General features: G+C 55.4%; 7 protein-coding genes. 4 read left to right on the forward strand and 3 right to left on the reverse strand.

Features of this window, described 5'->3' with window-relative positions:
* Positions 1-13 precede the first annotated feature (13 nt).
* From EF096_RS15210 to EF096_RS15220, 3 genes are all read right to left on the reverse strand, one after another.
* A complete protein-coding gene (locus EF096_RS15210) occupies positions 14-1,735 on the reverse strand; it encodes a methyl-accepting chemotaxis protein (protein ID WP_123890657.1) in 1,722 nt (573 codons plus the stop codon).
* Positions 1,736-1,927: 192 nt separating this feature from the next.
* A complete protein-coding gene (locus EF096_RS15215; protein WP_123890658.1) occupies positions 1,928-3,208 on the reverse strand; it encodes a TRAP transporter large permease in 1,281 nt (426 codons plus the stop codon).
* Positions 3,209-3,228: 20 nt separating this feature from the next.
* Positions 3,229-3,822: a TRAP transporter small permease gene (locus EF096_RS15220; protein ID WP_123890659.1), complete on the reverse strand. Its 594-nt coding sequence runs from the start codon at positions 3,820-3,822 to the stop codon at positions 3,229-3,231.
* Between the two features lie 234 nt (positions 3,823-4,056).
* Between EF096_RS15220 and dctP the strand changes: the two genes are divergently transcribed.
* The 4 genes from dctP (at position 4,057) to dcd (ending at position 8,651) form a co-directional block, all read left to right on the forward strand.
* The gene (gene dctP / locus EF096_RS15225; protein WP_123890660.1) at positions 4,057-5,211 is read left to right on the forward strand and encodes a TRAP transporter substrate-binding protein DctP; all 1,155 of its coding nucleotides are present in this window, start codon (positions 4,057-4,059) and stop codon (positions 5,209-5,211) included.
* Positions 5,212-5,345: 134 nt separating this feature from the next.
* A complete protein-coding gene (locus tag EF096_RS15230) occupies positions 5,346-6,725 on the forward strand; it encodes an NAD-dependent succinate-semialdehyde dehydrogenase (RefSeq protein ID WP_123890661.1) in 1,380 nt (459 codons plus the stop codon).
* Between the two features lie 197 nt (positions 6,726-6,922).
* A complete protein-coding gene (gene apbC / locus EF096_RS15235) occupies positions 6,923-8,014 on the forward strand; it encodes an iron-sulfur cluster carrier protein ApbC (RefSeq protein ID WP_123890662.1) in 1,092 nt (363 codons plus the stop codon).
* A gap of 70 nt (positions 8,015-8,084) precedes the next feature.
* Complete coding sequence (gene dcd, locus EF096_RS15240; RefSeq protein ID WP_123890663.1) at positions 8,085-8,651, forward strand: dCTP deaminase; 567 nt, start codon at positions 8,085-8,087, stop codon at positions 8,649-8,651.
* The last annotated feature ends 165 nt before the right edge of the window (positions 8,652-8,816 follow it).

An 8,816-nucleotide genomic window follows, 5' to 3' on the forward strand; every position in this document is an offset into this window, starting at 1 on the left:
CTTCAAGTTCGTATTAAACGCCCAGAGTGGCGGGCATTACGGCGGCCGACATGGTGCCCCAGCGACGCCCCTTGACGAACAGCGGTACGTACAGAACAAAGACCACAATGTGCGTGCCGGGGAGTAAGAAGGTTCCCATATTGATGTGCGTGCACGAGGCCATGATCCGCAGGTCATTATCGTTGCTGACGGCAAAGCGCTTGTAGTTGCTCTGCGCGGCATCAATCTTGACGTCACCGGTCGGCGGTTTTGACGACGCACTGCGGCTGGTCGCCAGGTAGCCTTTTTCATTGACTGCGGCGGTATACACCACACCATCCTGGCCACCCTTGTCCCACTCGTCGAGCAATGGACGTACCTGTTTGATAAAGCTATCTGCCCAACTGACATCATGCTTGGGCGGATTGGTTCCGGCGATTGGGGTGTAGTGTTGGTCGAACAGGTCCACGCCGCTACTGGCGATGCTGCTCAAACGTTCTTCCAGCGCGTGGCGGCGGCTGATCAGTAACTCGGTTACTGCTTCGAGATGGCCTTCGCCCAGACGGAAGCTGGCTAGTGAGCGCAGCGCCAGGTTGGTGTTGTCGCGCAGTGAATCGGCCTGGGTGAAGGCATTTTCCATATGCTGGCAGATAGTCTCACTGAGCTGGCGGATATTGCTGCCATGTTGCAGCGTTTCTGCATTGGACACGGTCAACTCATCCAGTGCACTGCTGACTCTGAGTAGATCATCGTTGGTGTGCTGAAAATCATCTACCAAAGTGTCGAATTGATCGGCCGCGCCGCTTACGGCCACGCCGGTTGCTTCGGTTTGCTCAAGCATGCCGCGGGTTTGTTGTTCTGCGCCCGCCATGGCCGTCGTCATTTTCTCCATCAATTGGCTGATTTGCTCTGCGGCATTTCCGACCTTGAACGATAGGTTTCTCACTTCGTCGGCTACGACGGCAAAGCCACGGCCCTGTTCACCGGCGCGGGCTGCTTCGATGGCAGCATTAAGTGCCAGCATGTTGGTTTGCGCCGAAAAGTCCTGAACGGTTTTGAGAATGTCGCGTACCTGGCTTGAGGTCGCATCCAGGTCGCTGATGTTCTTTTGAAAGCCCGACATCGCACTGTTGATCAGCTTCATCTTATCGCGTGCGTCCGCGAGCCTGACCTTTGAGTCGAGGGCCATTTCCAGGTTGCGTGTATTAACCTGGGTAACGCCAGTGGCGCGTAGCGAGAGATCCTGCAGCGCGGTAGTGGTTTGTTCGCTGGCATGAAAAATATGCTCCGCGAGTGTTCGTTGCTGCGTTGCGTCATTAGCCGCCCGCTCTGATAACAGGCGGCTGTTGGCAGAGGCGATAGCTGTTGCCAGGCTGTTTTGTTGAAGGTCGAGCATGACGCTGCGCAAGCGTCGATTCAGCTCGGCGAACTCATATGACGTCTCATCCATATCGGTTTGCGGATGTGAGCGCAGGTCGATCTGTTCGCCGTTGATTTTCTTCAGTAGTGAGCCGATGGACTGGCCCGCACTGGTACTAGCCGGCAGAGCCTGCCAGGTCAGAAAAAGTGTGGGGACTACCATGGCGATGGCAACCCAGAACAGGATGCCGTCGCTGATGGATATCAGGGCGACAAAGAAGAACAGCTCGCATGCCAGCAAGGCAATGCAGCGAAGTAATGGGGGAAATAGGGGGGACGATGCCGAGGCGTCGTTGCGATTGGCAGACAGCGTTAAGACATTGGGCTCGTTGGTCATTTGGGGCTCGCTACAGCTTTATTTTTATGGGGCATTCGGTGTGGCGATAGGTTGTCATAAAATGAGACTTTGGTCTCGTTTTAAACACGTTTTTGCTATTTGTTGAAAATAAAGCCCAAGGCCCTTGCTGTGTCGTGCGACATCGCAAGGGATTTCAGGTTTTTAGGTGAGTCAGGGACGGTTTAATGAAGCTTAGTGAGCCAGCGAAGGCAGCCAGAGCGACAGGCTAGGGAACATAACCAGCAGCAGTGTTGCGAACAGCAGGATTAAAATGAAGGGCAGCGTGCCCCTGATAACGTCGAAGTAGGGACGTCGGAAAATCGCCATCGCGGTAAAGATGTCGCAACCGAAGGGCGGGGTGGCAGAGCCAATCGCAGCCTGCAAGGTTACGATGACACCCACATGAATAGGGTCCAGGCCTGAGGCTTCTACCGCAGGTTTGAACAGTGGGGTCAGGATCAGGATGACGACGATGGGATCAACGAACATGCAGCCAATAAAGAACGAAACGGCGATCAGCGCTAGCACCATAGTAGGACTATCACCGATGCTGGCAATGACCGGGTCAAGAATCGCCTGGGGAATACCGGCAAAGGAAATCGTATAGGTAAAGGCGTTGCCAGCCGCGACGAGGATAAACACGACAGCGGTGATCAGGCCGGTAGAGAGCGCTATATCCCAGAGCTCTTTTACGTTAACTGATCGCAGTATGACTATTTCGAGAATCAGCGCATACAGTACAGCGATAGCAGCTGCTTCGGTCGGGCTGAAAATGCCGCCGTAGATGCCGCCGACAACCACCAGGGGAAAGCCGAGGGGTAGTATCGCTTTCTTCAATGCCTCACAGCGATGAGCCCAGCTGGCTCGCTCTTCTGGCTCAATGCCCATGCGAATCGAGGTTATCCAGCAATAAACCGAGATCAGCAGCAGAATCAGCAGTCCTGGCAGAATGCCCGCGATAAATAGATCGCCGATGGATGCACCTGATACCACGCCGTAGATAATCATGCCGATGCTGGGTGGGATTAACAGGGCGATGTCACTGGCGTTGATGATCAGCGCGATACTGAATGCGTCGGAATAGCCTTTTTCCAGTAGCTTGGGGCGCATCGGTCCACCCATCGCAACCACTGTTGCCTGCGTAGAGCCCGATACCGCACCAAATAATGTGCAGCTTGCCGCCGTGGTGATGGGCAAGCCCCCACGCAAGTGACCGACGAAGCTCTGTACGAGGTCTAGCAGTCGCTGTGAGGTATGTCCTCGGGTCATCAGGTCTGCCGCAAATATAAATAGCGGCACGGCGGCCAGGGCCCAGGACTGTACGCCGCTGATCATTTGCCCCATCAGTAGGCCAACGTTACCCATGTCGATAACGAGAAATAGCAGCATCAGGCTCGCTACCAGCAGCGGGACCATCATGGGGAAGCCCAGCATTAGCAGCACGATCATGGTTATAACGGTCAGAGTCAGCATGCGGGGTCCAGTTCTAGCGGTTAGATGGCGCCGTCATCGGGGACGGCGTCGTACTCTTCCTTCTCATTGAAGGAGCGGTATATCTCGCGAGAGGTGAGGTTACGGATAGCGGTTAGCCAATACTGGATGCCGGCGAGTGCGAAGCCGATGGGCGCAGCCAGGTAGGGAATCCAGAGCTGTATTTGCAGCGCCGACGTTGTCCTCCCCCGGCTTTGGATTGAGCTGACGTACTCCCAAGCGTAGTAAGAGAAATAGAACATCAGCGCGCCCGTCACCAGGCTTATGAAAATCAACAGCGCCTTGCGTGGCCAGCCGCTGAGCTGATCGTAGAAGGCTGACATGCAGATGTGTCGGGCGCGTCGCACACCGTAGCCGAGGCCGGCAAAGGTCATAATGATCAGGCTGATCTGAGTCATTTCGACTTGGCCGGTGAGGCCGGTGCCGAACAGCTGGCGACCTAGAACGTGGACGATAAGCATACCTGCAAGAAACAGTACGCTGACCCCAAGGATGACTTTCTCGATATATTCCGACGTTCGATCCAGCGTGCGCAGTGCTTTGCTCAGCAATGCGGCTGGAGGGTTGCTGGCCGACTTATCGCCAGGCTCGGGCATCGAGCTGTCCTCTGCTTGGCCTGTTGAGTCAGGCTCTGACCAGCATGTCAGGAGCAACATATCTGGCTTGAGTTGGTGTGTGTAAATCGGTCTCTGCTGAATGCGCCGCGCAGGGGTCGATTTGCGATCTCTTTTTGAACATACCTGATCTAAAGCGGTTTTGCACGGGTGGACATCCGCTGGTCGTATGGTAGGGTTATTCAGCTAACCAGAACAGTTTATAAGGAGTGTTCCATGAATTGGCGTAATGGATGTATTGGTGCAGCAGCGGTTTTGTTGGCCGCTTGTGGTTCTGATGAAGAGCCGAAAGCAACTAACGCAGCACCTGAGGCAGAGGCAGAAAAGACTGCAGCTGCTGAGCCCGAAACCTGGGGTTTTGCCCTGGAAGAGATCGAAGGTAGCGTCCAGTACGAGTACGGTGCGAAGTTTGCCGAGCTGGTAAAGGAAAAAACCGATGGCGAGGTTGAGGTCAAGCTCTATACCTATGGCCAGTTGGGTGGTCTGACCGATATTTATGATCAGGTTCAATCTGGCGCCGTGCAGTTTGCCTTTGGCTCCGGTTTTCTGGGTGGCACTGTCCCCGAGTCTCAGTTGTTCAGCCTGAACTTTGTGCTGACTGACGACGAGAAAACCAACGCTGAAATTCTGAACGCGCCTGAATTCCGTAAGAACGAGGATCTGGTTGCGTCATTCCGTGAGCGTGACTTGCAGCCGCTCGCCATTGTGCCCGAAGGCTGGCAGGTCTGGAGTGCCAACAAGGCAGTGCGTTCGCCCGCCGATTTCGACGGCCTGGCGTTGCGCACCATGGATAACCGCCTGTTGCGTGAAACCTACAGCGCATACGGTGCTGACCCGACCACCATGGAATACGGTGAGTTGTTCAGTGGCATGCAGCTGGGGCAGTTGGATGGCAACATTCAGCCTATCTTTGCCCACCAGGAGATGGACTTCTACAAGGTGCAGGATTACCTCATCTTCGCCAATCAGGCTGAGTTCATCGCGACCTTTATGGCTAACAGCCCATGGTATGACGGCCTGAGCCAAGAGCGTAAAGATGTTATCGAAGAGGTGGTAACCGAGTTGGTGCCTTACACCCACGATGTTCAGACTCGTCTGAATACCGAGCGCCTGGATATCATCACTGAAAACAGCGACATCGAACTGGTTTATCTCACTCCGGAAGAGCGCGCGGTATTCCGTGAGCGCAGTCTGCCAGTGCGTGACGTTTTCTCCGAAATGGTCGGTGAGCGCGGCACACGCTTGATGAATGCGCTGCTTGAGCAGGTTGAAAAAGCCGAAGCTGACAAAGCCGGTATGGCTGCTGAGCAACCCGCTGCAGAAGAGCCCGAAGCCGAGACTGAAGAGCCAGCGATGGATGAAGCTGCTTAATCAGCTTATGGCTCCATGGCAAGTGAGGTAATTGCTTGTTATCAAGAAAAACCGGATTAGCGTGAGCTAATCCGGTTTTTTTGTGGTCGCAAGTAAACGACGTAATCGAGTTACCCACTCAAACGGAGAACACCATGAGCAACACCGTCAACACAATTGACCCAAGCACAGGTGAGAAAATTGCTGAATATCAACTGCTGAGTCAGGAGCAGGCCAGCGCTGCGATTGATCGTGCCGACGCGGCGTTCCAGGCCTGGCGGCTAGAGAGCTTTGCCAATCGCCGTAAGGTACTGAACAAGATGGCTGACCTGATTGAGCAGCACAGTGACGAGCTGGCGCAGCTGATGACGCGCGAGATGGGCAAGCCGATCGATCAGGGTGGTCAGGAGTGTCAGCTATGTGCTGCTATCTGCCGCTATTCTGCAGAACAAGGCCCAGACCAGTTAGCAGATGAAACCCGGCCGTTGGAAGGAGGTCGAGCGCTGATCAGCTATCAGCCCATTGGCGTCATCCTGGGCATCCAGCCCTGGAACTTCCCGCTTTATCAGGTGATTCGCTATAGCGCCTGCAACATCATGGCGGGTAACACCACCGTATTGAAGCACGCTAGCAACGTGTTTGGCATGGCGCAGAAGATTGAGCAGCTTTATCTTGAGGCTGGACTACCTGAAGGCGTTTTTCAGTCGCTGCTGATGGATGGGGCGAGTGCGGGTAAGCTGGTTGCGCATCCCAAAGTGCGTGGCGTGACCTTTACCGGTAGTGATAATACCGGCAAGAAGATTGCCGAAGCCGCGGGCAAGGTCGTGAAGAAGACCGTGCTGGAATTAGGCAGCAACGATGCCTATGTTGTGCTCTCGGACGCGGATATCAAGCGGGCGGTTAAAGCCTGTGTACAGGGCCGGATAATCAACAACGGTGAGACCTGTGTTTCAGCCAAGCGTTTTGTGGTGTCAGCCGATGTGTACGACGCATTTCGCGATCAGTTTGTAGAGCAGATGGCGGCGATCAAGATGGGTGATCCGACGCAGAAGGGTACTCAACTGGGCCCCATAGCGCGCGAAGATCTACGCGACACTCTGCATGGGCAAGTCGAGGAGTCGGTGCGCAAGGGTGCCACGATCAGCACTGGCGGCAAGATTCCTGCAGGGAAGGGCTTCTATTACCCCGCTACCGTGCTCGAAGACGTGAAACCGGGTATGCCTGCTTACGATGGCGAATTGTTTGGACCGGTTGCTTCATTGATTCGAGCTGCCGACGATGAGGATGCCATGCGTATTGCTAACGACTCGCGTTATGGCCTGGGCGGCGGAATTTTCTCGCGTAACGAAGATCGTGCGATTGAGCTGGCCCGCCTGCACTTTGATACCGGTATGGTTAACATCAACGGTTATAACCTGGCGCAGCCGCACCTGCCCTTTGGCGGCGTCAAAGATAGCGGATATGGTCGTGAGCACGGCGGCTTCGGCATTCGCGAGTTCGTCAATATCAAGGCGGTGATGATTAATCAGCAGTAATCCCTCGGCCGCCTGACCCTGTTCAAGGGCAAGGCGGCTTACATAGTTGCGCTAGAACAGCCTGGTGAGCCTATCGCTCATTCCAGGTTGTGTTCTATGTGCGTTATCCCATTCTTGCGCGGTTATCACGGCGGCCTTTCATGATCGTCAGCGAGTCAGTAGCATAGCGTTCATTCATTCGTGAACCGGATAAGCATATGAGCCAAGTTGATCGTGCCGCTGTTGAGCGAGCCATCGCCGAATACCAAGACCCTTACCTCAAAACTGATCTGATCAGCTGTGGCTGCCTGCGTCAGTTGGATATTGACGGCAGTGTGGTGACTGCAGAGCTGGTGCTGGGTTACGCCGCTGGCTCCATCGTGGGCGGAATTGGCCACATGATTCAAACCGCAGTTGAGAATGTGGAAGGTGTTAGTTCGGCGCATATAAAGGTGCGTTGTGAGGTTGCCGCGGGCGAGCTTCAGGGCAAGGTGGCGGCAATGGCCAAGGTGAAAAATGTTATCGCCGTCGCTTCGGGCAAGGGTGGCGTGGGTAAGTCCACGACGGCCGTCAACCTGGCGCTGGCTTTGGCGCGCGAAGGTGCCAAGGTGGGTGTGCTGGATGCTGATATATACGGCCCCAGCATGGGCATGATGCTCGGGCTGCCGGAGGGTACTCGCCCTGAGGTGCATGACAACAAGTGGTTTATCCCGCCACGTGCGCATGGGCTGCAAGTGATGTCGATGGCCTTTCTGGTTGACGATAATACCCCCGTGGTCTGGCGCGGCCCCATGGTATCCGGTGCGCTGATGCAGCTGTTAACCCAGTCTGCCTGGGATGAGCTCGACTATCTGGTGGTTGATATGCCGCCAGGAACAGGCGATATCCAGCTTACGCTGGCGCAGAAAGTGCCGGTTACCGGCGCCGTTATTGTCACCACGCCGCAGGATCTCGCGCTACTGGACGCCAAGAAAGGCATAGGTATGTTCGAGAAAGTGAATATTCCGGTGCTGGGGGTGGTTGAAAACATGGCCATTCACATTTGTTCCAACTGTGGTCATGCCGAGCACTTGTTCGGTGAGGGCGGTGGCGAACGCTTGGCAGATGAGTATGGCGTCGATCTGCTGGCGTCCATGCCCTTGTCGATGATGATCCGCGAGCAGGCCGACGGCGGCAAGCCAACCGTAGTGGCCCAACCGGAATGTCAGATCAGCATGATCTATCAGGACATGGCACGCCATGTGGGCGCTCGTATTACGCAGCAGGCCGGTGCGCAGGGTATGCCGCAGATCAGCATTAGCGATGACTGATCGCGGCCTTTTGTCCGCCTCCATAACCCGGTAACATGCAGGCTCTTTTTCGACCAGTTCAGGACACACCATGAGCATCAAAGCCGACCGTTGGATCCGCAGAATGTCCCAGGAGCAGGGGATGATCGAACCCTTTGTCGAGCGCCAGGTGCGCGGCGCCGAAGGTGATCGGGTGATCTCCTATGGTGTGTCGAGCTACGGCTACGATGTACGTTGCGCGGATGAGTTCAAGGTATTCACTAACATCCACTCTGCCACCGTCGATCCCAAGAACTTCGATGAAAAAAGCTTTGTGGATGTTAAGGGCGATGTTTGCATTATTCCGCCAAACTCTTTTGCCTTGGCCCGCACGGTGGAGTACTTCCGTATCCCGCGTGATGTGCTGACTATTTGCCTGGGCAAGAGTACCTACGCACGCTGCGGCATAATAGTGAACGTGACGCCGCTTGAACCGGAGTGGGAAGGGCACGTGACGCTGGAGTTTTCCAATACCACAACCTTGCCAGCGAAGATTTATGCTAATGAAGGTGTGGCGCAGATGCTGTTCTTCGAGTCCGATGAGTCCTGTGAGGTGTCTTATCGCGATCGCGGGGGTAAATATCAGGGGCAGCGAGGAGTGACCTTGCCGCGCGCCTGATGCGTCCGTAGCATTGACTAGAACCGGCCCTTATGGCCGGTTTTTTTATGGTGCGCCCGGCAGGGCGCACTCACTTGGAGGTGAAAGTCCTCTACACGCCCGGCAAGGGGAAGTGTTAGCCAGAGGCAAGGGTGTCGCGGGTGACTGCGAATCTGGAGGAAGCCC

This window comes from Pseudomonas neustonica (assembly GCF_003797945.1).
Lineage (GTDB): Bacteria > Pseudomonadota > Gammaproteobacteria > Pseudomonadales > Pseudomonadaceae > Halopseudomonas > Halopseudomonas neustonica.